Annotated in this window: 28 protein-coding genes and 1 pseudogene; 23 read left to right on the top strand and 6 right to left on the bottom strand. The window is 61.0% G+C overall.

Annotation, left to right across the window (positions count from 1 at the left end):
• Positions 1–53 precede the first annotated feature (53 nt).
• The 8 genes from ACX9OW_RS07985 to ACX9OW_RS07950 all read left to right on the top strand — a co-directional run bounded on the left by ACX9OW_RS07985 (position 54) and on the right by ACX9OW_RS07950 (position 5802).
• Positions 54–407: a hypothetical protein gene (locus ACX9OW_RS07985; protein ID WP_459062154.1), complete on the top strand. Its 354-nt coding sequence runs from the start codon at positions 54–56 to the stop codon at positions 405–407.
• A gap of 107 nt (positions 408–514) precedes the next feature.
• Complete coding sequence (locus tag ACX9OW_RS07980) at positions 515–1171, top strand: DNA N-6-adenine-methyltransferase (protein WP_049400621.1); 657 nt, start codon at positions 515–517, stop codon at positions 1169–1171.
• Complete coding sequence (locus tag ACX9OW_RS07975; protein ID WP_006375905.1) at positions 1164–1415, top strand: hypothetical protein; 252 nt, start codon at positions 1164–1166, stop codon at positions 1413–1415. The genes ACX9OW_RS07980 and ACX9OW_RS07975 overlap by 8 nt, the downstream gene beginning before the upstream one ends.
• 9 nt (positions 1416–1424) lie before the next feature.
• Positions 1425–1688, top strand: a complete 264-nt coding sequence (locus tag ACX9OW_RS07970; protein ID WP_006375902.1) for a hypothetical protein — start codon at positions 1425–1427, stop codon at positions 1686–1688.
• Between the two features lie 502 nt (positions 1689–2190).
• Entirely contained in the window at positions 2191–2373 is a 183-nt protein-coding gene (locus ACX9OW_RS07965) for a ribbon-helix-helix protein, CopG family (protein ID WP_141098938.1), read from the top strand.
• 69 nt (positions 2374–2442) lie between these two features.
• Positions 2443–4374 carry a DNA primase family protein gene (locus ACX9OW_RS07960; RefSeq protein WP_061478955.1) on the top strand — a complete coding sequence of 644 codons (1932 nt, stop codon included), beginning with the start codon at positions 2443–2445 and terminating at the stop codon, positions 4372–4374.
• A gap of 118 nt (positions 4375–4492) precedes the next feature.
• Entirely contained in the window at positions 4493–4708 is a 216-nt protein-coding gene (locus ACX9OW_RS07955) for a hypothetical protein (protein ID WP_024956732.1), read from the top strand.
• Between the two features lie 68 nt (positions 4709–4776).
• Positions 4777–5802 (top strand): ArdC family protein, encoded by a 1026-nt coding sequence (locus tag ACX9OW_RS07950; RefSeq protein WP_006375900.1) that lies wholly within the window; start codon positions 4777–4779, stop codon positions 5800–5802.
• A gap of 77 nt (positions 5803–5879) precedes the next feature.
• Here ACX9OW_RS07950 and ACX9OW_RS07945 read toward each other — a convergent pair whose 3' ends face one another.
• Both ACX9OW_RS07945 and ACX9OW_RS07940 read right to left on the bottom strand, forming a co-directional pair.
• Complete coding sequence (locus ACX9OW_RS07945) at positions 5880–6599, bottom strand: hypothetical protein (protein WP_024956731.1); 720 nt, start codon at positions 6597–6599, stop codon at positions 5880–5882.
• Between the two features lie 419 nt (positions 6600–7018).
• Entirely contained in the window at positions 7019–7297 is a 279-nt protein-coding gene (locus tag ACX9OW_RS07940; RefSeq protein WP_006375898.1) for a hypothetical protein, read from the bottom strand.
• A gap of 203 nt (positions 7298–7500) precedes the next feature.
• Here ACX9OW_RS07940 and ACX9OW_RS07935 point away from each other — a divergent pair, with 203 nt between their 5' ends.
• The 4 genes from ACX9OW_RS07935 (at position 7501) to ACX9OW_RS07920 (ending at position 9743) form a co-directional block, all read left to right on the top strand.
• Positions 7501–8073: an outer membrane lipoprotein gene (locus ACX9OW_RS07935; RefSeq protein ID WP_061478954.1), complete on the top strand. Its 573-nt coding sequence runs from the start codon at positions 7501–7503 to the stop codon at positions 8071–8073.
• Between the two features lie 379 nt (positions 8074–8452).
• Entirely contained in the window at positions 8453–8791 is a 339-nt protein-coding gene (locus ACX9OW_RS07930; protein WP_032971199.1) for a hypothetical protein, read from the top strand.
• Positions 8788–9267, top strand: a complete 480-nt coding sequence (locus ACX9OW_RS07925; RefSeq protein ID WP_459062153.1) for a hypothetical protein — start codon at positions 8788–8790, stop codon at positions 9265–9267. Before ACX9OW_RS07930 ends, ACX9OW_RS07925 begins: the two co-directional genes overlap by 4 nt.
• 119 nt (positions 9268–9386) lie before the next feature.
• Entirely contained in the window at positions 9387–9743 is a 357-nt protein-coding gene (locus tag ACX9OW_RS07920) for a hypothetical protein (RefSeq protein WP_006375896.1), read from the top strand.
• Between the two features lie 210 nt (positions 9744–9953).
• Here ACX9OW_RS07920 and ACX9OW_RS07915 read toward each other — a convergent pair whose 3' ends face one another.
• Positions 9954–10928 (bottom strand): hypothetical protein, encoded by a 975-nt coding sequence (locus tag ACX9OW_RS07915; protein ID WP_006375894.1) that lies wholly within the window; start codon positions 10926–10928, stop codon positions 9954–9956.
• 84 nt (positions 10929–11012) lie between these two features.
• Here ACX9OW_RS07915 and ACX9OW_RS07910 point away from each other — a divergent pair.
• The 9 genes and pseudogenes from ACX9OW_RS07910 to ACX9OW_RS07870 form a co-directional block, all read left to right on the top strand.
• Positions 11013–11234 (top strand): annotated as a pseudogene (locus ACX9OW_RS07910) (transposase); the annotation flags it as partial.
• Between the two features lie 228 nt (positions 11235–11462).
• Positions 11463–11894 carry a hypothetical protein gene (locus ACX9OW_RS07905; protein ID WP_125892011.1) on the top strand — a complete coding sequence of 144 codons (432 nt, stop codon included), beginning with the start codon at positions 11463–11465 and terminating at the stop codon, positions 11892–11894.
• A gap of 66 nt (positions 11895–11960) precedes the next feature.
• Entirely contained in the window at positions 11961–13163 is a 1203-nt protein-coding gene (locus ACX9OW_RS07900) for an ankyrin repeat domain-containing protein (protein ID WP_075677511.1), read from the top strand.
• A 216-nt stretch (positions 13164–13379) separates the two neighbouring features.
• Positions 13380–13859, top strand: coding sequence for a JAB domain-containing protein (locus tag ACX9OW_RS07895; protein WP_061478952.1), 480 nt, complete (start codon positions 13380–13382; stop codon positions 13857–13859).
• Positions 13860–14118: 259 nt separating this feature from the next.
• Positions 14119–14415 carry a hypothetical protein gene (locus ACX9OW_RS07890; RefSeq protein ID WP_049403041.1) on the top strand — a complete coding sequence of 99 codons (297 nt, stop codon included), beginning with the start codon at positions 14119–14121 and terminating at the stop codon, positions 14413–14415.
• Complete coding sequence (locus tag ACX9OW_RS07885) at positions 14408–14863, top strand: hypothetical protein (RefSeq protein WP_125892007.1); 456 nt, start codon at positions 14408–14410, stop codon at positions 14861–14863. The genes ACX9OW_RS07890 and ACX9OW_RS07885 overlap by 8 nt, the downstream gene beginning before the upstream one ends.
• Before the next feature lie 113 nt (positions 14864–14976).
• The gene (locus ACX9OW_RS07880) at positions 14977–15477 is read left to right on the top strand and encodes a Csu type fimbrial protein (protein WP_061478951.1); all 501 of its coding nucleotides are present in this window, start codon (positions 14977–14979) and stop codon (positions 15475–15477) included.
• A 130-nt stretch (positions 15478–15607) separates the two neighbouring features.
• The gene (locus tag ACX9OW_RS07875; protein WP_061478950.1) at positions 15608–16267 is read left to right on the top strand and encodes a fimbrial biogenesis chaperone; all 660 of its coding nucleotides are present in this window, start codon (positions 15608–15610) and stop codon (positions 16265–16267) included.
• 3 nt (positions 16268–16270) lie between these two features.
• Positions 16271–18466: a fimbria/pilus outer membrane usher protein gene (locus ACX9OW_RS07870; RefSeq protein ID WP_061478949.1), complete on the top strand. Its 2196-nt coding sequence runs from the start codon at positions 16271–16273 to the stop codon at positions 18464–18466.
• A 7-nt stretch (positions 18467–18473) separates the two neighbouring features.
• On the opposite strand, the gene ACX9OW_RS07865 is transcribed toward ACX9OW_RS07870, so the two are convergent.
• Positions 18474–19193 (bottom strand): hypothetical protein, encoded by a 720-nt coding sequence (locus ACX9OW_RS07865; protein ID WP_049430732.1) that lies wholly within the window; start codon positions 19191–19193, stop codon positions 18474–18476.
• A gap of 663 nt (positions 19194–19856) precedes the next feature.
• Here ACX9OW_RS07865 and ACX9OW_RS07860 point away from each other — a divergent pair.
• Together ACX9OW_RS07860 and ACX9OW_RS07855 are read left to right on the top strand one after the other, a co-directional pair.
• A complete protein-coding gene (locus ACX9OW_RS07860) occupies positions 19857–21626 on the top strand; it encodes an ATP-dependent nuclease (RefSeq protein WP_082783310.1) in 1770 nt (589 codons plus the stop codon).
• Positions 21623–22414: a hypothetical protein gene (locus tag ACX9OW_RS07855; RefSeq protein ID WP_046272134.1), complete on the top strand. Its 792-nt coding sequence runs from the start codon at positions 21623–21625 to the stop codon at positions 22412–22414. The genes ACX9OW_RS07860 and ACX9OW_RS07855 overlap by 4 nt, the downstream gene beginning before the upstream one ends.
• A 138-nt stretch (positions 22415–22552) precedes the next feature.
• Here the strand turns inward: ACX9OW_RS07855 and ACX9OW_RS07850 are convergent, their stop codons facing one another.
• Both ACX9OW_RS07850 and ACX9OW_RS07845 read right to left on the bottom strand, forming a co-directional pair.
• Positions 22553–22891 (bottom strand): nucleotidyltransferase domain-containing protein, encoded by a 339-nt coding sequence (locus ACX9OW_RS07850; protein WP_046272133.1) that lies wholly within the window; start codon positions 22889–22891, stop codon positions 22553–22555.
• Positions 22892–22984: 93 nt separating this feature from the next.
• Complete coding sequence (locus ACX9OW_RS07845) at positions 22985–23533, bottom strand: hypothetical protein (RefSeq protein WP_061478947.1); 549 nt, start codon at positions 23531–23533, stop codon at positions 22985–22987.
• Between the last annotated feature and the right edge of the window lie 13 nt (positions 23534–23546).

Raw genomic sequence — 23546 nt, 5'->3', positions numbered from 1 at the left:
CAGTTCGGATGATTACTCCAACGCCTCGGTGGTCGGGGCGATGGAGCAAGCCGATGGGCCTCGATATGTATGCGGTCAAGACCCGCACTGATGTGCGAGATCGCACTCAAGAACTATTTTTCTACTGGCGAAAGCATCCGAACCTTCATGGTTGGATGTTCAAGTTGCACAGTGCTAGGACGGGGCAGGTTGATCCCTTCGATTTCAACCAAGTTCCCGTATTCCTTGGATTGGACGATCTTGATGCGTTGGAACAGGCTGTGCTGAACGATGATTTGCCTTATAGCCAAGGCTTCTTCTTCGGTGAATCGGATCCCGATCGAGCTGAAGAAGATCTGGACTTCATTGCGCAGGCCCGCGCATTGATCAACGACGGTTGGGACGTGTTCTACAACTCTTGGTGGTAACCCGCCGCCAGCAGCGCCTCTCGGGCTGGTTCAAGCCCAACTCCCAAAACCCATTCTTCAACGCGGCAACGCAGCCGTGCTGACGGAGCCTTGCCTGGAGAATCCTCATGCAGCCCAAGTCCAACGTTCTGCCGTTCAACGCAGCAACCCGCTCCAAGCGCCTCGTAGCGGCTAAACCCACCCGGCTCACCTCCGTTTGCTACAAGGCAAGCGACAAGGCCCACACGAGCGTCGATTGGTATACCCCGCCTGCCATCGTCAGGGCGCTGGGGGGAAGGCGCGGCTTTGACCTCGATCCTTGCACGCCCGAAGACCCGTCGCGGCTGCCCGCACCCACGGCCAGCCGGATGATCCCGCCGAGCCAGGACGGCTTGGCTACGCCGTGGCCCAAGCAGGCATTCGTGTGGATGAATCCGCCTTACGGAAAAGGGATTGAGAAGTGGTTGAGCAAGCTGGCCAACCACCCCGGCGGCGGTATCGCCCTGGTGCCGGTCAACATGGAGACGGGATGGATGCACGACTGCGTGCTTTCCCACCCCAACGCGACGGCGATCCTGTTCACCCGTGGGAGGCTGAGGTTTGTGCGTCCCGACGGAACCACCGGCACGGCAGCGCCGTCGGGATCGTTGGTGGTGACTTACGGCAAGCGCGCCGCCGATCACCTTCAGCAAGCGCAGGCGAGCGGTGCGTTGCACGGGAAGTTCTTTGCCATCCAGCGGGTAGGGCAGGTGGCCACGGCGAACCAGGAGAGCTCCAATGGCTGATCGCTGGAACGTTGTTGTCTTGGGCCGCGCGACGGCCGAATTGGAAATCCGAATCGACGCGGACTCAGAGGCGGCAGCCTTGGAGATTCTGAACTCGATGGGAGTGGCTGACATTCATGCCGGTGGCTGGCGTACCGAGTTGGAGGAGATCTACGGCTTTGTGGAGGTCATCAGCCCCGATGGTTCCGAACGCGAAGATCTCAACTGGCCTTGTCCAACCATGCGCCACCACCTCAACTATTAGGAGGAGCCGATGGGAACTTACGAATTCGTCGTCCGGGGTGACTACTTGGTGAGCAAGGTGATTGAGGTCTTTGCCCAGACCCAGTCCGAGGCAATGGAGGCATTCGCGCGACTGTCCTTGGCGGAGTTGGATGCCATCGATTGGCACCATGGCGCCCTTACGATTGAAGAACACGTGGTGGTGACGGAGGTGGAAAGCGGGAGGGAGTTTCAGCATCCGTTCTTGACCGATCGCAAGCGCGAGCAACTGGAGTGTTTGGCCGAAAATGAGTAGGAACTTCCGGCTGCTGGTCTTCCACTAGCCAGCAGCGATCGAAGGCCAGCAGGAAGACCAGTAGTGCAAGGTCGTTGAATCCCAAGGGATTTCTGCGACTAAAAGTGCGCTGCTGGCTTGCTGGCTTTCGATTCAACTCCCCTGTGCAAATGCGTCCAAATCGCATGGAAAGTGTTGGTATCTCAAATTTCAAAACCGATTCTTTTTTGACCCAGCAGACCAGCGGAACGGTTTTCTATGAATGCAAAGCTTTTGGAATCAAGGGTTTGTAGCTGCTGGTCTTCCTGCTGGTCTTCCTGCTGGTCTTCTCTTTCTGCTGGCTAATGGAAGACCAGCAGGGAAGGGAAAGCCAGCAGAACAGGGCTTCCGGAAAAAGTGCGAGAGATTCCGCAGTTTTCGTGTTTAGTCAAAAACCGTGGGTTGCGGAAAGCTCCTGGAGTGGTTGAGTGGAAGTGTCCCCCATGTGGGACACACCAAACCTTTCACCTTCGGAGTTGCCACCGTGAACGCCGCCACCCATCCCTCGTCGCCGCCGACTTACAGCATCCGCGCCAGCGTGAAAAAGCACGTTCGGATCAAACGCCCCTTGGCCGAACGCCTTCGTCTCGCCGCGGCCGAAAACGAGATGACAGAGAGCGAGTTCATTCGCCGCGCCTTGGAAACCGCTCTCCCGCGCGCTGCCTGAGCAAGCCTGTCCCCCCACAACGACAAACCCCCACCGGCCAGGGCGAGGGTTTGAGAGGAGCCAACAACAATGTCTACAACCAATGTGTCCCCAAAAGGGAAGGCTGTCAACCCGACGACGGAAGAGCCAAGCAACATCGTGCCATTCGAAGCGTCGCGCTTCCTGGGTGCGGAAGCCTCCGCCCGCAAGGTCAACCTGGAGGCAGAGGAGCACAAGCAGCTCTACCGCCACTCGGTTGATCGAGAGGGCCAGCGCAAGCCACCGTCGCTCCCCATCCTGTTTGCCCGCCGCACCACCGAATGCGTCGATCGCTTGTGGGCGTGCCAAGCCACCAGCGGCACCGGCGAGATCGTACACCATTGGAACGGTACCTACTGGCAAGCGATCAGCGACGCGGAAGGTGTGGGTGTGGCATCCGATTGGATCGACCGCAACGCCGATTTCGCGGGCAGCCCCAAGCTCGCCAAGGACTGCTGGGACATGGCTTCCCTTCGGCTGCGCCAGAAAAACCCCATGCCAGCCCAAGCCAAGCGGGCCATCGTGCCGGTGGCAGACGGCTACGTGGAAATCCTTCCCGGCGGTTTCCATGTGCTCGCTCCTGATCCCGCCTTGGGCATGACCCACGCGGTCAGGGTGGCCTGTGGTGGCAGGCAGGGCCATGCATACAAGCCCCAGCCTTTGCCGGCTGACTCGCGATTCGCCAAGTTCCTCCGCCAAGCCCACGACGACCCGCGCGTCATCGACCTGCTCCAGGAGCAGTGCGGCATGACCCTGTTGCCGGGTGTCTACAGCCAGGCCGCCTGGTGGCACGGCGTCGCAGGTTCTGGCAAATCCACCCTGGCGGAAATCGTGGAAGCGATGCACCGTCAGGTGGCCCGCTGCAACCTTGAAACTTTGGGCGACCGCTTCAGCCTGGAACCCATGATTGGCGCCAGCCTGATCCTGGTGGACGAAGTGGAGTGCGAGAAGTGGGCCGAAGGTCGGTTCAAGACGATGGTCTCTGGCAATGGCATTGGCATCGACCGGAAGAACCAGAAGCAGCTGGCGAGCTACCATTCCACGGCCAAGTGGATCATCACGTCCAATTCGGCCCCCTTCATCCGCGACAAGAGCAACGGGGTGTGGCGCCGCCTCACCGTCGTGCACTGGAAGAAGGCGGTACCGGTCAACCAGCACGACCCTGATCTGGTCAAGAACATCCTGGCAGAGGAAGGCCAGCTTGTGCTGGACTGGATGCTCGAAGGCGCCCGACGCATCGTGGCCCGTGGTAGGGCGTTGTCCGACACCGACGCCGACATGCCCGAAGCCGTGCGCGCAGCGAAGCTGGCCGCCCGCCATGGCAGCGACCAGGTCATGGCTTGGGCTCAAGCCGAGCGCGTGGTGCGCATTGAGACGGATGAGTGCACGCTTTCCATGCGGCAGGTCTACGAGAACTACAAAAACTGGGGCTACCGACAAGGGCTGGCGGACATCGATCTCCTCACCGGTCGCCAGTTCTGGCGAGGCTTGAAAGAGATGGGCCTGGACGACGGCGCCCGCTCGAACCGTCGCATCAATGGCAAACAGGAAGAATGCGTGCGCCTGCGAATCAACGGAGCAGCCACCGTCGGCGAGGCCTGTGGCGATCTGCCGTTGAGATCATCGGCGACCGTGACAGCACTGCGCGTGGCGCAGGAGCGCTCTCAGTCTTTGGAGCCTTGGGAAACCGATGTGACGCCCACCCTCGAACAGCAAGGGGCTCGGCAGGAAGAGATAGAGCGTCGATTCGACCGCTTGAGCGCTCAGCAGCAGGCGGCTGAGATGGGAGCTCTCCATGCCGATGCGTTGAGGGAGGAGGCAGGGCGCACCAGAGCCAAGGCAATCCAACTCCAGCTGCAGGAACGTATCAATGAACTGGAGATTCGTGCGCTGTTCGGTGAGCCGTTGGCGGGCCGAGAAAGCAGCGAAACCCAAGGTGGCGGAAAGGTGGGAGATGGGGATGCGCGCCAACGGCGGTCGTAAAGGCGGGGCCAAATCCGTGTTCCCATCTTCCGTATCAGCTCTAGCCAATGGATTGGTCGGTGACGCTAACGGTCCAGCCCGGACTTGCCAAATCCGTATCCTGTCGCATGCTGAAACCATGACCCCTTCCGATGCCTTTGTAGACGACAGCATGGACCGCCAGGACTCCCTGGCGGCGTCCCCCCGTTTCACCGTGCAACGAACCCCCGAGGGCATCCGCGTGCAGCTCCAGGAGGGCGACGGGGGCCCCGGCACCGCTTTGACCATCGAACGGGCCTTGGCTTTGCTGGAGAACCTGTTGGAGCAGGGACGCGCCGTCACCATTCACGATTGAAGTTTCCAGCCTAACCCCCTTGGCGTTGCCGACAGGCGCCTTTCCTTGCCTTCCAGGAGAGCCTGCCCGTGTCCGATGCCACCCCCAACGAAAGCTTCCTTCAGCGCCATTCCCGCGACGTCGTCGAGCGCTTGATCCGCCAGATGGAGGAGGGCACCGGTCCCTTTCTCAAACCCTGGGACGCCCGCGTGGACCTCGGGTTGCCCATGAACCCCACGACTGGCAAGAGCTACCGGGGCGGAAACCTGCTCCACCTGTGGGCCCTTCAGAGCGCCTGGGACACCCAGGACAACCGGTGGATGACTTACAAGCAAGCCGCGGCCGTGGGCGCTCAGGTGCGCAAGGGCGAGAAGGCCAGCGTGATTGAGTATTGGGATTGGTCGCGGGTGGAGGAGGCCAAGAAGAGCGGGGACCCCGACCTCATCGCCAAGGCCCACCCCAAGGTCTTCTTCCCACGCGTGTTCAACGCGATGCAGATCGATGGGTTGCCGGCACTGGTCCTGCCAGCCGCGCGCCCAGAGCCCGACATTCACCAGGCCTGCGAAGCGGTGCTGAGAGACAGCGGAGCCGAGATCCACCACGACGGGGGCAACCAAGCGTTCTACCGTCCGATGACCGACAGCATCCACTTGCCCCAGCGCAACACCTTTCACTCGGCCAGCGGCTACTACGCCACCGCGTTGCACGAACTGGGCCACTGGACCGGCTTTCCCACCCGCCTCAACCGCGATCAGAAAGGGGCTTTTGGGAGCATCGACTACGCCAAGGAAGAACTGGTCGCGGAGGTGTCATCCATGCTGATGGGCGAACGCCTGGGCATTGGCCACGATCCCACCCAGCACGCGGCTTACGTGAAGTCGTGGATCCAAATCCTCCGGGACGATCCCCGGGAGCTCTTCCGAGCCGCGGCGGCGGCCGAGCGGGTGGTGGAGTTCCTGAAGGTGCCCGAGTTGGTTCGAGAGCCGCTCCAGAAGGTTGAGCAGCAGCGGCAGTCCGTGGCGGCCAATCTGCATGAGATCGAAAAACATGCCGCCAACGACCGGTCTCGATCGCGCTTCAAGGCAAGAGGGGCGCGCCTGAACTTGGCAGTTTGATTCGTGAACAAGCGACTGAACGCGCACCCGCCTGTCGGGAGGCAGCAGGGTGCGCGACAGTGGCTGACAAATTCTGGTTATTTATTCTTCGACAGCACGTCCATGCGCAGGAGCATCTGCTTGAGAACGTCGATGACGGAAACCTCGTCAGCATCCTTGGCCGGAGCCAGGGCAAGTGCCCAGTTGCGGACCGATGGGCTCAAGTCCTCTCCCAGTTCCACCACCAAGTCCTGAAGGTCGTCTAACGGCAGATAGGCCGTCGCAGCCAAGATATCATCGAGCTTTCCCGACAGGTCTTCTTCGTGTGCCTTCCGAAGTTCTCTCGCGGTGGCTCCGCGCTTTCTAAGCTCGGCGGCGTGCTCCACCTTGATCTCTTCAATCTTTGCTTTCGCTGATTTGCTCTTCTTGCGAACGGCGCCGCGAACAATGTCACGCACCAGCTTGGCGTCGTGCGTGTCTGTAAGGCTGGCAATGAGTGTGTCACTTTTAACGCGTGCCGGTCGGTAGACGCGGACCTTGCTGACCTCATCCCCCAGCACTCGCTGCGTCCACTTTTCCATCGTCTCCTTTGCCTTCTTTTGACCGGTTAGAGGCGACGGAACGTTCTTGAGGCGTGGTTTACCTTCGAAGTCCACCAGCAGGCCATAAGTCTTGAGGATGCGGTGGCTGTAGGTTGTGTCGGACATCCAATTTCCCCCTGTGAGTGATCCTGCAATTTTGCCAGTTCCGTAGACGGTTTGGCAGGTTGAGGGAGAGCGTTCCCACATCATCACAGGTTGAATGTCGATCAGGAACATTGCACGACAGGAGAGCTTGCCGGTTTCAGATTCCTTGCCAGACGCGGAGGGGCGAGAGAGAAAGGGGAAGAAATGGCCAGTCTGATCTACGTGCAGTAACAGAAATTCCGATCCGTGTGCTATCGAGCATGCGCGAACCCATCGTGCATCCCAACGTGTAGGCGCGGACTGCACCGCACTCCGCCGGCTGCTAGCCCTGCATGAACGGCCTCAGTGCGCTCGGGTTTGAGCGTCACGCCGCACTCTGGCTGCGCCAGCGGGGCATTGAGGTCAACGTGGCCTTTTGGTCCAAGGGCTTGAGCCACAAGTTGGTAAGAGCGGCCACCAAGGTTGCTAGCTTGGATGGCCACTTGCAGACATTGACGAAGCCTGCGCGACGTAGAGGGAAACCGCTTGTGGCAGTGGGCCAGGCAGAGCGGTTACTTCTTGGATGCCATGCGCTGGTAGAGCTTGTAGACGCCGAACATCGCCGCACCACCCGCAATTGGTGCAGCCGCGACCACCCCCAGTCCAGCAAGCATGCCACCGCCCACAACGCTCCCGACGGTTGCCAAGCCGGAGGTCACGGCGGCTGCACCGGCGGTCCCGGCCGCTGCACCACTGGTTACGCCGAGGATCGCAGAAGTTGCGCCAGCGACGGCTCCGCCGCCGGTCGAAATCGCGGCACCTGCGGCCGATGAACTCTTCTTCCTTGCCATACATTTCCCTGTTGGTTTTGAGTTGTGGGCAGAATCATCGCCTGAGCATCAATCTCTGTCCATATGCTTCATTTTGTCGCTTTTCCGTCAATTTAATGACGCGGACTGCAGTCTGTGTAACCGCGCTCCGAAGCCCCCCCCCTTGCGCATTCCCAGAATCGATCTATGCATAGGTGAACCTACTCACGAAATGGAGGTGCACCTTGAAACCCATCGTTCTGGCCCTTGCATTGGCGTTGTCTGCTCCGGCCGCCTTTGCCGCCGATTCCACCTCCGCTCGCCGTTACGGTTCGTCCGAGGCCCTATCCGTCCAGGACGCCCGACTGGGCGAGGTCCTGATGGTTCGCACGGTTCAACTGACGTCCGACCAGCGTCTGAACGCCGGCTCCGCCATCGGGTCGGCCGTTGGTTATGGGGCTGCTAACCAGGTCAAGAACCGGGAATACCGCAATGCAGCCCGGGTGACCGGTGGCGTCATCGGTGCGGCTGCCGGAACCGCGGTTCAAAAGGGCCTCAGCGGCCGGCGTGCGGTGGAGATCTACGTGCGCGATCTGTCCGATCGCCGCCAGCGCGTCCTCGCGGTGGTCCAAGACGCCGATGTGGATGTGCGCGAAGGTGATCGGGTCTTCTTGGTGGGGAAGGGTAAGAAGACCCGGGTGGTGCCGCTTGATGCTTCGCCGGTGCGCATTGGCGATTATTCGTGCGGAAGCCCTTGTGCCATTGGCATCAATGCCCGGTCGGACAACAACAGCGCTCGCGTGCGCGTGGGGCCGTAAGGATGCACAAAAGCGAACGCGTTGGTGGAGGCGTGTATTGCGAAGGCACGGCTTGCGGGCTTCTGGTTGAGCTCATGAAGCGGCCATCCGTTGCCCACCGCCGCTCCGAAGTCGCCCGGATGGTCCGAGAGGGACACGGCCGCGCCGCCATCGCCCAAGCCCTGGGCGTTCCATCGCCCGTGGTGAGCGCCGATCTGGCCCACCTGGGGTTGCGTCAAAAGCCCCGGCGCCCACTGGCTGACCAACACGCTCTGGTGGTGCGCCTCCTGGAGCAGGGGAACAACGGCCCTGCAATTGCCAAGCGCCTGGGCGTGACCCGACAGGCAGTCCACGCTTACCTGCAGGCCCATGGCCTGCTCCCAACCCAGAGGAGGATCCCATGACCGTTATTCTGGTGGTCGTGCTGTTTGAGCTCGCCATGTTTGCGATCACCTTCGGAATCGCGTGGCTGTGCGCGTCCAAAGCCCGCAGCGCACGCAGGGGCTGGGAGGCGTTCCAAGCCGGCCAAGAGGACGCCCCATCCGTGGTTGCGTTGATGTGGCATTTGGCCGTGTTCTACGCGTGCTTGGCACTGCTGGCTTACCAGCTACAGCACGTGGTGAGCCAAGTCTGGTTGGATCCTTCCAACCTATACCTGTCATCCACGCTGGCTCTTGTCGTTTATTCGATCGCATGCGGGCTGCTTCACGGCAGCGGGCTGGCGCGGAGGCGGGCATGAGAACGAGTCACGGTCGGTTGCGCCCAGACCCCGTCGACGCCCGCCCACGCCAGGATGGGCTGTTCCAAGGCGAAGACACAGGCGAAGAGATTCACGAAGAGCGTGACCCGTTGCTTCAAGCGCTTTACACCGAATCGCTCCATGCCCGCGGGGACGTGGACGCTGTCGATCGCTTGCTGGATGCCCACCGAGAGGCGCTTGGGGAGCCCGAGCAAGTCGCCTATGCCCGTCAGCAAGACGAACGCCATGATCGGACGTTGCCATTGCCGAGCGGTGGCCTGCCGTTGAGGCCGTCCACGGAGCGCTACCTAGAGGAGCATCGGTCATGGAACCCGCCGACCGCCAAAGAGGCCGCCATCGCACGTTCCAGGGGTCCCACCATGGTGCTCGAAGGGAAGGCATGGCGCGCTGAAGACGACGTTGCCGAGGTTACGGTGGAGGCTCCCAAGGACGACCCGTGGCAGCGGATGCGTTGAGTTCGTGTCTCAGCTGGAGAGACAGTTGGGCACCATCATTGCTGCTAGGAACACGGTGTTCCCTTCGGCTATCCTGCCCAGGGTATCCATCACTGGTATTGCTAACAACAGGGGGCGTTATGGCAAGCGTGACAGTAAGGACGCGGGATGAGCTGGAAGCGGCCAAGAATGCAAAGGCGCAGCAGATTGTGGTTGTGGGCAAGTTGGCAGACGACCTGAAGAAGACGCGCAAGTTCGCCAAGCTTGGTGCCGTCGGTGTTGCAGCAATCGTTGCTGCAGTTGGGCTCGCTCCAGTAACGGCTGGGCTCAGCACGCTCAGCCTGGGGGCGGTCGCGACAGTCACTGGAGTCGAGATCATCGGCATCATCACCGCCGCAAGCCTTGGTCTCTCTTTGATCCTCGCAATCTACAAAGGCTACGATGTGGAATACGAGGCTGGCGGAAAGGTCATTTTCAAGCGCAAGGAAGGAAAGTGATGCCCGGCTTCGTTCCAGGGGCGCCTTACCTTTTTGTTTGCGAGAAGTGCAGTCATCACTTTCAGCGGAAGATCAACTTGGGGCTCTTCTGTCCGGCATGCAAGTCGCTGTCCGTGAAGCCTCGTTTGGTCTGTAAGTAGTGCTCGTTGGCCGCCAGAAAGTTGGCGGCCACTTCCAATGACCGGTCGAATCGGGTTTAACATCGCGGTCTCAGGTGCCCCGTAACCCTTTTGCTTCAAAGCGCTCCAGTATCGCCGTCACGGCTTCTGCGGCACGGTCCGGTGACGCATCTATGCGTTCCAAGCCCGTCATGGCGACGGGCAACGGCGCATTCGGATCGGTCGTGGCCACCACGGCCAGGACTCTTCCTCGGATGGTGTCTTCCACCGTGGTCCATTCGTCGGCGAGACGCTGGGGTTTATCGGTGAGAAGGACCACCATGACGGGGCCGGGTGTCAGCAGGCGGTTGGAGCGTCCCCGAAGTGCTGCGCTGTTGTGGACATGGATGGCCCGGCGGTGCCCATCTTCGGTCAGTTGGACCAGGACGCTGTGGCAGCTCGGCGCGCCCATCTCGTTGCAAACGATGTGGATGCGACCCTTGGCCCATTCCTGAAAGCCCACTGAGGAGGGCGCCAACTCATCGCTGGTAAAACAAGCCTCCACGAACCGTCGGCCTGCGAGGCTCAGTCCTTTCTCTTCGATCAGGCCCCAGCGTTCAAAGGTCTGGCGATTGATGCTGCTTTTCGACTGCAGTCCAAGGAATTCTTTTGGGTCCAGGTTACCCCCGCCGGTGCCAGGAAACACGTGGTGACGCTCGGTGATTAAAGCGCGTCGCAGAAGATCGACCTGGCCAAACGACAGGTCGCTCAGCGCCTTAATGAAGTGGCGCTTGAGATGGCCTGCGGTTTTGCCGGTAGCGATTGAACAGGCAAGGCGGCCATAGACGGTGGCCTTCTCGGCCTCGATGTCCATCTCCAATGCCCGCAGCATGGCCAGAAAATCTTCCGAGGTCATGGCCTCCGCGTTCTCGGGGAACACCTGACCCTCAAGCGCGGCACGGGTGAACTCCCGGTAGCGCTCCTCAGTGCGCTTGGCAAGCCAGGCGGCGATGAATTTTGGGCCCTTCGAAAGAAGGGCGAACGGACCGGAGATTTCCTCCAGGGGGGCAAGGTCAGGGTAGTCCATCGGGGTCTCGTGACGGTTTGCGGGTCCAGGTAGCTCATCCTCAAGCCTTCAAGCCCGTTCTTCAATCCTCCGGTTGAATTCCCCATTGGCAACGCGCGTGAGCTCGAACAGGTTGAGCGCTGGGAGCGCTGCAAGGCTAGTCTGCGCGCGAAGGTCGAGCATCCGTTCCGGGTGATCAAGCGGCAGTTCGGCTACACCAAGGTGCGCTATCTCGGCTTGATCAAGAACACGGCACAGGTGCTCACCCTGTTCGCGCTGTCCAACCTGTGGATGGTGCGCCGGAAGCTGTTGGCGGCACAGGGGTAACTCCGTCTTGAGGTGCCCGCAAGGGCACTTCGAGAGCGGAAAACATGGCAGTCCGCCGCGTCTGAAGGCCCAGGATGACTCCGGCGCTGAAAACCCACGACTCAGTGTGAATTGATCAGACCATCCCTATTTCTACTTTTGGCCGCTGCTAAAAATGGGGGGATTACCCGACGAGCTCCGCCAGGCCGCTTTTGACGAGCATTGGGACGACGAGACAAATTAAGATGAGTGGAAGGAGGACGCCCGCATCGACAGCGGCAAGACTACGAGGCCTTCCTGACGGCCGCGACCGAGTATCCGCTCCACTTCGCTGTTGCATGCGGCGATGCAGAATGGGCCGGTGACCTGCTCAAGGCTGGACGCACGCCTCAGGATCCCGATTTAGAAGGAACAACGCCCACGGATCTTCTGGGGCGGCCAGGTAATGATCAATCCGATCAGGTCATTCGTGCCCACAACCGATCCAAGCTTTTTGACGAGCTCCTTCCCGCTGCCAATGCTTGGAAGCCACCGGAAGGCGGATTTGGGGCCGACGCCAAACGTCAAGTCGGTGCGGCCATGAAAGCCCAGGGTGAGGAAAGGGAAGCCAGAAGCCTCGAATCCGACAACGGTTTTGACATGGAAAAAGAAAGGCGGCAAGAGCCGTCTTCTTCTATTTAATTCCCTTGCGAGGTTCTGATTTTCTGCTAATGGTGGGAGGTCAAAATACTATTGTGGAGGTGTGGGTTGAATATTTCGAATCTCAAAGACGTTCTTCTGAAGCAAATCGGGCTTACCAAAATCCCCGCTGATGTGAACGCAAGGGATGAAGATTGGCTGGATCAAACGCCACTTCATGATGCGCATCACCCGCGCGAAGTTCGGAGGCTGTTGGATGCTGGGGCTGACATCGAAGCGAGGGATGGCCTTGGAAATACGCCGCTTCATTCTGTGACAAGCGAGGGAGCCGTGATTGAACTGATCAAGGCCGGGGCAGACATCAATGCGCAGAATAACCAAGGGGAAACACCGCTTTTTAACGCGAGAGGGCAAGGGGATGCCAGGGCGTTGATTGCGGCCGGGGCAGACATTCATGCGCGCGATAACCGAGGGAAAACGCCCCTTTTCGGAGCGAGCGAAGGGGCTTTAAGGGAGCTCGTGAAGGCTGGCGCTGACATCAACGCTCGCGACACCCAAGGGAACACCCCGTTGTTTGGCGCACACAACGACAGTCTCAAAGCGTTGCTGAAGGCGGGAGCGGATGTCAGCGCGAGGAATAATGAAGGGCAAACCCCTCTCTTCCGAGCAACCGGGCAGACGGAGGCCCGCGCCTTGATTGCGGCCGGGGCAGACATCCTAGCCCGGGATAACCGAGGGCGAACCCCTCTCTTCGAGGCGAACACGGGCGCGCTTAAGGAACTTCTGAAAGCAGGCCTTGATCCCGCGGCGAGCGATGACCAGGGGAATCAACCGCTGCATATAGCCAGGGACCCCGAGGCGGTGGCCTTGCTCACCCGTGCAGGCGCAGACGTCATTGCACGGCGAATGGACGGCCAGGCGCCGATCCACCGTGCGATTTTTCCAGAGACGATTGAAGCGCTCGCCAAGGCAGGGGCGGATATGAACGCCCAAGACAACAACGGGAATACCTCTCTTCATGCGGGCCGCGATGCCACTGTCTGGAGTGCGCTGATTGAGGCGGGCGCAGATCCCCACATCCAAAACCAAAAGGGCGAAGCGCCGATCAACAGCGGCAAGCCATTTTTCAACGACTTGCGGGCTCAAGAGAGGGCCAAGCTCCTGGTCAGCCTGCTCCCGCCCGCCAACGCTTGGAAGCCACCGGAAGGCGGGTTTGGGGCCGATGCCAAACGCCAGGTTGGTGCGGCCATGAAGGCCCACGGGCAGGACAGCCAAACCCAGGAAGCCCCTCGCTTGCGAGCGCGCTTCTAAGCCCAAGGGAAAGGCGGCGAAAGCCGCCTTTTTCTTTTCTAGATCCCGTTGCGCAAACCAAACCTTTTGTTATGGGTAGTGCAACCCATTCATGAAAGGAGGCCTCATGCGCGTCTTGGTTCTTTCTCTGGCCCTTGTCGGCCTGCTCCCACTGACCGCCTCCGCCGCAGACACCACGCCCGCCCGTCGCTAATCCCGCGCCGGTGGAGAAAGCAAGTGAAGCGAGCCAACGACATTCGGGCCCAATACCAGCTGGCCATGGACGATGAGGGCATCCTCTTGGCCGCCTCGCACATCTTGGAGCGTCGCCTGCAGCGCCACGAGGCCATCACCGACCCCTCCAGTGCCAGCAACTACCTCACTGCCCGCTGCGCGCACCTGGATCACGAAGTGTTTGGCACGGTGTTCCTGGACGCCCGCCACCGCATCCTTGCCACCGAGCACCTCTTTCAAGGCACCATCGATGGGTGCGAAGTCCATCCCCGCATCGTCGCCAAGAAGGCGTTGGACCACAACGCCGCCGCGGTCATCTTCTTTCACAACCACCCCAGCGGAAACCCCGAGCCCAGCGCTGCCGACCGCGCCATCACCGACCGCCTCAAGCAGGCCCTTGCCCTTTTCGACATTCGAGTGCTGGATCACCTTGTGATCGCGGGCACCTCGCACGTGTCGATGGCTTCACGAGGGTGGGTGTGACCACCCCCTTTAAAGCAAAGACCTGCGGCGGAAGCCGCCGGCGGCCGCTGCGCGCCGGCATCTGAAAAAGCATCCGCATGGATGGAAAGCACCAACGCCTTCGGCGCGATAAGTGATGTTAGGAAAAACTGCGGCCTTAGCGCCGCATTTTTTGCTTTTAGTCAAGATTTTGTCCACTAAGGCCGTGGACAAATTTCCAGGGCGATCTACCTTGAATTAAGGGGTAGGCAATGCCGCCGACCAAGCCAAGAGGTGTCACATGAGCGCAACCGTCACAACCAACGAAACCAAGATGATCGCGTTGGGATTGAATCCCGGCTTGATTGAAAATTATGCAGCGGTCTCCTTGGAGCCCGTCAGCTTTGAAGAGGACGACAGCCTGGGCTGGGCGACCACTTGGACCGCGGTTCATGCCGTCGAGCTCCACAACGGCGGGAAGGTCAACACTTACGGACGATCCTTCCACGTCCCCCAAGCCAAGCCCGGTTACAAACACCTGCTCAAGTGCTGGCGAGAAGAGCAGGGGCGGCGCGCAGAACTGGCTAATGATGGGTGACGTGACTCCTCCGATGAACGGTTATTGGGGAGACGGAGAGCTCGGAAAGAGTGAGAGGGCATCCGTGCTTCACGGCATCCATTTCGTCAGTCCCTCGGTGGGTGGCCCGCTCTTCAATACGGTGTGGCTTCCCACGCTTGCCGACTTGCGGGCGCTGCTCACTGACGCCGACCTTTGCAAAGCAGCCGAAACCGAGGTGAGGGCGTTCATTGACACGTTCGTGGACCCGTTGCCCCCTGAGCTCGACGAGGTCATTCACCAGCCATCGATAAAACAGATTTCCAGCTTGCCGGATGATTGCGGGATCGGCGTGGGCGTTTTTGTGACTGACGCGTTTGCGTTCGTCCTTCAGCGGATGATTCAGGAGGCAATGGCTCAGCACCGTGCGCGTGAGCTGGATGGGTTATGGAGACAGTCAGCGGCCGGTGGCAAACGAGCCAGGCTCTGACCGCTGGCTCAATGCCCACCCTTGCGCGTTTTCAGATTCGAGGTATCGGTAAGGGGATGGCCCATTCTGGGGCTACTCATCCCCACTCAATCCCTCTCAAGGAGACGATACCCATGACACGCAAGACCTTCCTTCGCGCCCTTCTGCCCATCGCCCTGGCTTCGCTTGCAGTGCCCGCGTTCGCCGCCGACACCACCGCGGACCTGACGATTCAGGGCACCTTGACCAACACCTGCCAGCTGTCCGTGACCTCCATCGAAGGCATGGACTGGTCGGGCATCTCCGAAGCTGCCGCCCGCACCTCCGGGCTGAGCATCGTGTGCAACGCGGGCACGACTTACTCCATTTCGCCGGGCCAGGGGCAGAACTTCGGCCTGCTGTCCGGGTATGGGACCTATCGGGCTGTGACCAACGGCGCCGGGGCTTACATCCCCTACGGTTTCTTCAAGGACCCGCAGGGAAGCCAAGTATGGGGGGATGACACCGACGCGTTCACCGGCGTTGGCGACGGCACCGTCCAGAGCTACAACTACGCGGTGCGCTTCCTGGCCCTCAAGCAGGCCGTGGGCGGCAACTACACCGACACGGTCACCGTCACCGCCACTTACAACTGATCCCCATCGGTTGTCCCGACGCCCCCGGCTTGCCCCGGGGGCTTTTTGTTGCCGAAAAGATGAGTAGGTATGGGTTGACGGAATGGTATTCCGATCTAGTTTGAATGGAGACGCCCCTAAAGGAGACCCCATGACCCATTCCCAACGTTTTTTGGCCGTGGCCGCCGCGTCCTTGCTGTCCTTTTCGGCGTCCGCCGGTTCCATCTCCGTCGGCCCCACCACCCTGATGGCCGATACCTCGGCCAAGCACGTCGCCGTGACCCTGCACAACAGCGGCGACGCGTCGGTGCGTTACCAGGTGAAAGCCGTGGGGTGGGATCAGGCCACAGGGCAGAACGTGTTTTCACCCACCACGGATATCGTGGGGGCGCCCACCTTCGTGGACGTCCCGCCCCAATCCAAGCGCACCGCCCGGTTGATGAGGGTGGGCGCGCTGGGCGAGCGGCGCTACTACCGCGTCCTGCTAATGCAGCTCAGGGCTCCCAACGTCCAAGGCGTCCAGTTGCTGGTCAACCAGGACTTGCCCGTGGCCTTTGAGGTCGCCAACGCGCCTGTCCCCCAGGTGACCGTCCAGGCGGTGCCCAAGGGCTACCGGCTGACCAACCACGGCCAGACCGCCGCCCGCGTGTCGTCCATCGGCCCGGCTGGTGGCAAGCCGTGGCGCGAGGGTGCGTTGGGTTGGACCCTGCCGGGGGCCTCAATGACCTACGAGGCCCAGCCCGGGCAGCGCGCTGAAAACCTTTCAATCACCGTCAACGGCCAGCCCGTCACCGTCCCTGTGGGGCGGTGATCCATGCGTGGCCACGCCTTGGCGTTGTTGTTGCTGGCTGCATCGTCGGCCAGCGCAGCGGTGCCCGAAGGCGTGGCACCCGCGTTCCTGGTGCCGGTGATCGGCGGCAAGGCCAAGGCGGATCCGCTCACGTTCTGGCAGCAAGGCGGTCAGTGGTTCGCCGAGCCGGCCACGTGGCGCGAGGTCGGACTCCAGCTTCCACCGGGTCAAACGGATCCGATGAGCGCCCAGGCGCTGGGCGTGGGCTTTGCCGTGGACGAGGCCAGCGCCACGGTCGCTCTGGACTTGCCGGCAGACCGGCTCAAAGCCCAGCGCGTGGCCCGTGTCCGCGCCGAGCGCGGCCCCATCGCGCCGCCCGCTCCCGGGGTGCTGGTGAACTACAGCGTGGCGGGCATGGTGTCCGAGCAACAGCAGGCGCTCTCCTTGGGGCACGAAGTCCGCAAGGCGGGCCGTTGGGGCGTTGTCAGCACCAGCGGGCAGGTCAACACCGACGCGTCGGGCACCGGCTACGTTCGCGGCGTGACGCGCTGGCAGAAAGACGATCCCAACCGCTTGGTGACTTACCAGGCCGGCGATGTGTTCGCTGGTCCGTCGTCCTCTCCGGTCAACCTGGCTGGGATGCGCGTGGCCAAGGACCCGCGGGCGTTGGACCCGTTGACGCCCACCTATCCCGTCCCGATGCTCGGTGGCGTGGCGCTCGATCCGGCCACGGTGGAAGTCCTGGCCAACCGCGCCCGTGTGCTGCAGGGCCAGGTGGGGAAGGGGCCGTTCACGGCCGATGGCAGCGCCTTGGGCACCGGTGCGCAGCAAACCCGAGTGGTGGTGCGAGACCCTTACGGCCGCGAAACCGTGGTGAGCGATCAGCGTTTCTACGTCGCCCCCACGTTGCTCCGCAAAGGGCTCACCACCTGGGAAGTCGCCGCCGGCCGTGTGCGCCAAGGGGAGAGCGATTATGGAGCGTTGGGCGCGACCGGGGCGGTGGCTTGGGGCCTCAATGACCGGTGGAGCCTGCGCGGCACCGCCCAAACCTCATCGAACGGTAAGGCCAACGTGGCGTTGGGGGCCACCACGGTGCTTGGCACCTACGGCACGCTGGATCTGGAAGTGGGCACGTCAACCCAAGGCGGCCAACGGCAGGCCATGGCTTACGACTACCGCGGCCCGGGGTTTGGCGTGCGCCTGGAGCACGAGCGCCAACAGGACTACTGGCGCCTGCGCGCCTCCAATGCGGTGGAGGTGGAGCAGCGCACCCGAGGCTCGGTCTTCTGGCGGCCCACGCCCCAGTGGTCCCTTCGGGCCAGCTATTCGGACGTGCGCACGCCACGCTTTCGCACCGCTTACGCCGACGCCGGGCTGACTTGGCGTGGCTACGGGCACACCGTGGCCGTCTCCGCGTTGCGCGATCTGGAGCGCAAGGAAACCCGGGTGGAGGTGGGCTACAGCTACGATTTCGGCCGGGGCAAGGGCGTGAGCGTTAGGGCCCGGCAAGCCCCCGATGCCACCGCTTGGGCCGTCCAAGGACGCGCCCGTCCCACGGTGTTGGGAACCCCTGTCGGCTTGTCTGCTTCGGTGGACGAGGGAGCGGCTGGCCAGACCGCCCGGGCCAACGCCAACTGGACCACCCGGGCAGGGTGGGCCCAGATCAACGCCGAGCACGGGCCCAGCGGCACCTGGGCTTCCGGTTCGATGGCCGGTGCCGTCCACCTGGACCGCCAGGGCGTGACGTTCCTAGGTCCGGCCGAATCCTTCGCCGTGGTGGACGTGCCCGGCCAAGCCGGGGTGCCGGTGAGGGTGGGCGGCAGATTGGTGGGGAAGACCAACGCCCAAGGCCGCCTGGTGGTGGGCGAGGTGACCCCGATGGTGCCCACGGAGGTCCGCGTAGACGATCGGGCGCTGCCACTGGGCACCCAATTGGCCGAGATCGAGCAAGCCGCCACCGCTGGCCGCCAAGCCGGCATGCACCTTACCTTCCCGGTCCTGACCGAGGCCGCGCGCACCTTCCGCCTCACTGGCTCGGCCATCGAAGCGGGCACGGTGGCCAAGACGGCGACCGAGACCACCCAGGTGGGCTATGACGGGGTGCTCTACCTGAAGCAGCCGCGCCCCGGCCAGACGGTGGAGGTGGAAGGGGTCTGCAAGGCCACGTTGCCCAGCAACTTGGGCAACGCGACGGTCGCTCTCGATCTGGATTGCAAGTAGAAATTTGTCAGGACGGCGTGCTAGCACTCCAGCGGTGATCGTTTCGGACCCCATCGGGCAATGGCCGAATCGATGGTGTGTATTTTCCAGACACGGCCGTTGCTTTGAGGGAATCGGACCAGCGCCACAGATCAATGAGGTCGCCGACGGTGCGCTCGGAAATGTCAGCGTCCGTTTCCCCCATTTCCTCTGAGTGCTTGTCCAGTCGTGACTGGATTCGTTTGAGGATCTCCAGCGCGTCTGCATACAGAACACTGCCTTGATAGCCCACGGAGTTGAAGGCCGTCTGGAGCTGGTGCAGCCGGCGATTGATCTTGTGGCCCTCTTCCTCAAGCTTTGCTAAGCAAGAGGCGGCGGCGACCCGTCCATCCTTTGGAGCTGGCTTGGTGAGTCTATGCTCCTGAAGAAGCCGTTCGTAATTTGCGTAACCGTTGATGGCGCCTTCAATGGCTTGGGTGATCTCACCCAAGATAGGCGCGATGAAGACTTTGGCTTCGGTGCGCTTTCGGCGCTCCTGCCAATTCGCGAGCCATGCACCAGCTCCAACTGCAAGGAACGAACCTACGGCCGGGCCGACAATGACGTTGGCAAGCTCTGGAACCTTGCTGTGTTGTGCTCCCATGAGAATACCTGCAATCAATGCAGTGACGACCAAGACGATCGCCCAAGGATTGATGGACAGCCATTCGGGCAAGCTGATCTTCTGCGAGTCTGTGTCATGAGCCATGCGGTTCCCCTTAATTTCCGTTTGAGAGCCTGCGCGTTGTCATCCCCTGCGCAGTTTTTACTACTCTAACCTCACTCGACCCCAAGCCGGGCGAGAGGCAGGTGCTCCAAGAGGTGTCGAGACAGGGGGGGGGGGCAAGGCGAGGCCACTGTCTCAGGGGCTGAGAGGGGGCTCATATGCTGCTTATGAACAATGCTTGGGCCAACAAGCCGTGTCCTCTGGTGGTTTGGAGGTCGTGCGTAGCGATTGCCTGGTTCGCATGACGGCTCATCTACCGTGTGACTGCCGCAAGGAGGCTCATCACCTCCGGAGCACTACTGTCCCTGGTCCATGGATCTGAATCTGAAGGCTGGAAAGGGTAGTATCGCCGAAAGTATTGTTGTGATAAATGATTGATATGCTGGGCAACGGTAGACCTTCGGGGCTAACCAGGCTTCGTCGCTCGTCTTGCTGAAGGGCTCCTGCTGGTGGTGGACTACAACGGCGGGGACTGATCTACGGCTGGCCGGAAAATGGGAGGGCGCCTGGTCGGACAGTTGTGGGCCGAGCGCAGCGACGGGCGGGCCGTCTGCCTCATCGCGCAGTTGAGGGATGAAAACAACAGCAGCCTTACCGATCAGCTGCAGCGATCGGTAAGTAATCAGGATAACAGGGGGCAATGGAATGGCTGTCTACATCTCAAGTTTGGATGTTCTGAATTTTAGATCATGTGTTTCCACAAGCTTGCAGCTGACCAGCTTTACACCGCTGGTTGGGTTGAATAATTGCGGGAAGAGCAATTGTCTTACCGCGCTCCAATGGCTCGTGCGTAAGGCAAAGCTTGGTGTGGAAGATTTCCACGAGCCGACCCTGCCGGTGCAAGTGATGGGAACACTGCGTGGGATCACCGAGGCTGATCTGGCGGTCCTGGAGCAAAAGCACCGAAAGAAGATTGAAGGACACGTTCGGGACGGGGCGCTGATGGTTCGTCGCGAACAGCAGGTGCCTGGGGGCGACACCGAACTGACCGTGATGAATCCCGACACAGGCGACTGGGAGCCGAACCCTACGGGCATCGATAACGCCATCTCAGCACTCTTTCCAGATCCTATTCGCATCGGAGCAATGGAGAATGCTGAGGAGGACGCCAGTAAGGCCAAGACGACGACCACGATCGGCAAGCTGCTGGCCTCGATGCTTGCCGCTATCCAAGAGCAGCACGAGGAGGCCTTGACCCCGCACTTGGCAGCCATCCTAGGAATGATCTCTGCAGAAGGTGGGGATCGTTTTAAAGAGTTGGGTCGCATCGACGATTCAATCAATCGTAAGATTTCGGATCTTTTTCCTGGTATCCACATCAAGCTGGATTTCCCAGTGCCGGTCTTCAATGACCTCATTAAGGCGGGAACTGTCAAAGTTTACGAAGGGGAGGGGCGTGGACGTGCCTTCGGGTCATACGGCCATGGCGCGCAGCGCGCCATCCAGATGGCCATGGTCCGGCATCTGGCGGATCTCAAGCGTGGAGCAGCGGCTGCGGGCGGAGTAACGCTACTGCTGGTGGACGAGCCGGAACTCTTCATGCACCCCTTTGCAGTGGAGCAGGTGCGTGAAGCCTTGCGTGCGTTGTCAGAGGCTGGATATCAGGTCGTGTTCTCAACCCACTCTGCTCAGATGATCTTGGCCAAGGACGCGAAGAACGCTCTGCTAATGACGAAAAAGCATCCGGAGGGAACCAAAGCCCGTCCGCGCATGCAATCCGTCGTAGAACAATTGGTGGACAATCCCACGCATCAACTCCAGCAGCTATTCAGCCTGACAAATTCGTCTCAGATATTGTTTGCCGACAAAGTCGTGCTCACAGAAGGGAAGACCGAACTCCGGCTGTTGCCATCCATCTTCCAGTTGGTGGCGGGCAAAACCATGGGGCAGTCATCGTTGGCAATTGTTGCGATGAGTGGGGTCTCGGATACTCGTAAGTCAATGGAAGTTTTGTCTGCCCTAGGGTTGCCTGCGTGTGCCATCGTGGACTTGGATTTCGCTTTCCGCCAAGCAACAAAGCATGGTTTCCTGCAGGCGGATGATCCCGATGTTGCTGCGTGCAAGAACGTTCTCGCGAGGATGGCAGGCGCGGGCGTCGTGACTTTAGACGGAGCGTTGCCTTGCAAGGGGATTCAAGGGCCGGCTTCGAAGGCATTCGAGTTGCTTGCGGCCGATGACCAAGCAAAGCCCCACATCGCTGCTTTAATACAGAAACTGCGTGCTCAAGGCCTTTGGTTGTGGGGCGCTGGTGCCATTGAGCCTCACCTTGGGATTTCGGAGAAGTCGGAACACGCCTGGCTATCTCTCCAAGTCCGATTGGAGAGCGAGCCACTGGAAGATTGCTGCTCGGACGCAGATGGCATTCGATCCTTGATCGAATGGCTGGATGCCCCGCCTGCGGTTCAGCCGGCATGAGCGGCCGCGAGTGGAGCGCCTATCAGCTGGTGGATTCCGAACGGGAGCTCCGCGTCTCGGAGCATCGGTTCTACGTTGAGCAGGCCAAGACCCGCCTTCTGTCTCAGTTCGCCAACATTGAGGCGGAGGCCGATCAAGCGGAATCCGAGCACTGGGAGCGCAGCGGTCAGTCCTTCGACCCTGACTGGCACGACCCTGGCGATCTAGCGGACGCTGCGCGCGATCACGGCGTCGAGTTCTACCAGCTTCTAAGTGAGATGCATGATCGAACCCGCCTCAGTGTGGTGGCTGGCATGTATCACCATTGGGACAAGACATTTCGACGCTTCCTCGTTCGTGAGTTTAGGTGGCCCAAGTTGGTGATCGGCGACAACACGCGGCGCGCTCTTTGGAAGCTGGATAGCGCGAAGCTGGAGAGGTTGCTTGAAGCCATCGGCTTGGACCTTTCTGCTCTCGCCTGTTACCCACGCATTGATGCCATGCGGTTGGTCGTCAATGTGTTCAAGCACGGGGAGGGGAAGTCATTGGACGATCTCCAGCTGCGCTACCCGGAGTTCTTGCGAGCAAGTTCTCACGGATGGAACTTGTTCGACGACACCGACATGGAGGTGTCGGATGTTCACGTCGATGACTTTGCTGCGTCTATTGAACTGTTCTGGCGTGAATTGCCGGCTACCGTAAAGTTCGACGAGGCAAACCTAGATGTTCCAGACGATTTTGCAAAGGCCTGGAACAAAGACCTTGAGGCGCAGAAGGTATCTCGCTTTGTCAAACAGCACGACATTTAACCGGTGTTGTCTCTTTGAGTAGCCCGGGTGAGCGCTTGGTTCCATCGAAATAGTGAAATGGTGGAATCGAAGCGCTCGTGGCTCAGGGCGGAAGTCGGGGCTGGGGCGGCGGCGTTAGGTGCTCCGGAGCGCGATGTTCTAACGAAACTTTTCGTAGATGAGCTTTCCCGACCGTTCGAGCCCCGCATGGAGGATCGGGGTTTCCTCGGGGCCATGGTAGAACTCCAAGTCAACCGGGATGGGCAGTCGTTGCGCTAGTTCGGCCTCCCAGTGCTCGGAGTATCGGCTGAAGGTCGCGAACCCATCGCTAAAGTCGACTCCTGGTGCCGCTGAAAGATCAAGCTCCACCGCGATGTCAATGTCGCTGTCGGGGCGATGATCGCCTCTTAGCCGGCTCCCGAACAAGTGGATCTTCGCGATGATAGGTTCTTGGCGAGCCCATTTCAGCAGCACTGCTTCGATCACTTCTAGGTCCATTGCAACTCCAATGTCAGATCAGCTGTCCAGCTGGGGCGGACTTTATCATCCTATGATGCGTGCTCTTGGATCTGCTGCCGCGCGCACAGCAGCTTACCGGTCGGCCGGTGTCTGCCGGCGACAAGCTATTCGGTCTTCAGGTAAAGCATGGGCGTCCCATCTCCCCCACGGGCCTACCCCCGATCTAAGCGTGCCATAGTTCAGCAGGTGAAGCGGGCACTCGGCCACGTCCAGTGCGGCGGCGGCCCACTCGTCATCATCGCCCAAATGCGGCTCCTCCTTGCCCCCGTGGAAGAGGTTGTTGCGCACGCGGCGTGCCGCTTCGATCAAAGCGCGGGCATTGGATTGATGAAGGGGCAGGCGCTGGAAGACAGCGTGGTTGAGGCCGTTGATCACCGCCACCTCCTGGACCATCGGGCGATCACGTGGAGGTGTGAGGATTTGCTCGCGCGTGCTGTCCGACACCCGATCGAAGAAGAGTGGATCGTCCAGCCGTGACACCGCCTCATCCACCGCAGGCCAGTTCACCTGGGCCATTCGGTAGGGACCGGCCCGAAGAAAGCCTGGGTCGCTCTTGAGGCGAAACTCCAACTGCGCGAACGCCCGCAGCAGGTCGAACGCGAGGGGATCAGAGACGGGCATGGGTGCCTTCAAG

The sequence above is a fragment of the Stenotrophomonas genospecies 5 genome, from assembly GCF_054473825.1.
Note: the sequence above shows the minus strand (reverse complement) of the source record. Positions and strands in the feature narration are given on the sequence as shown.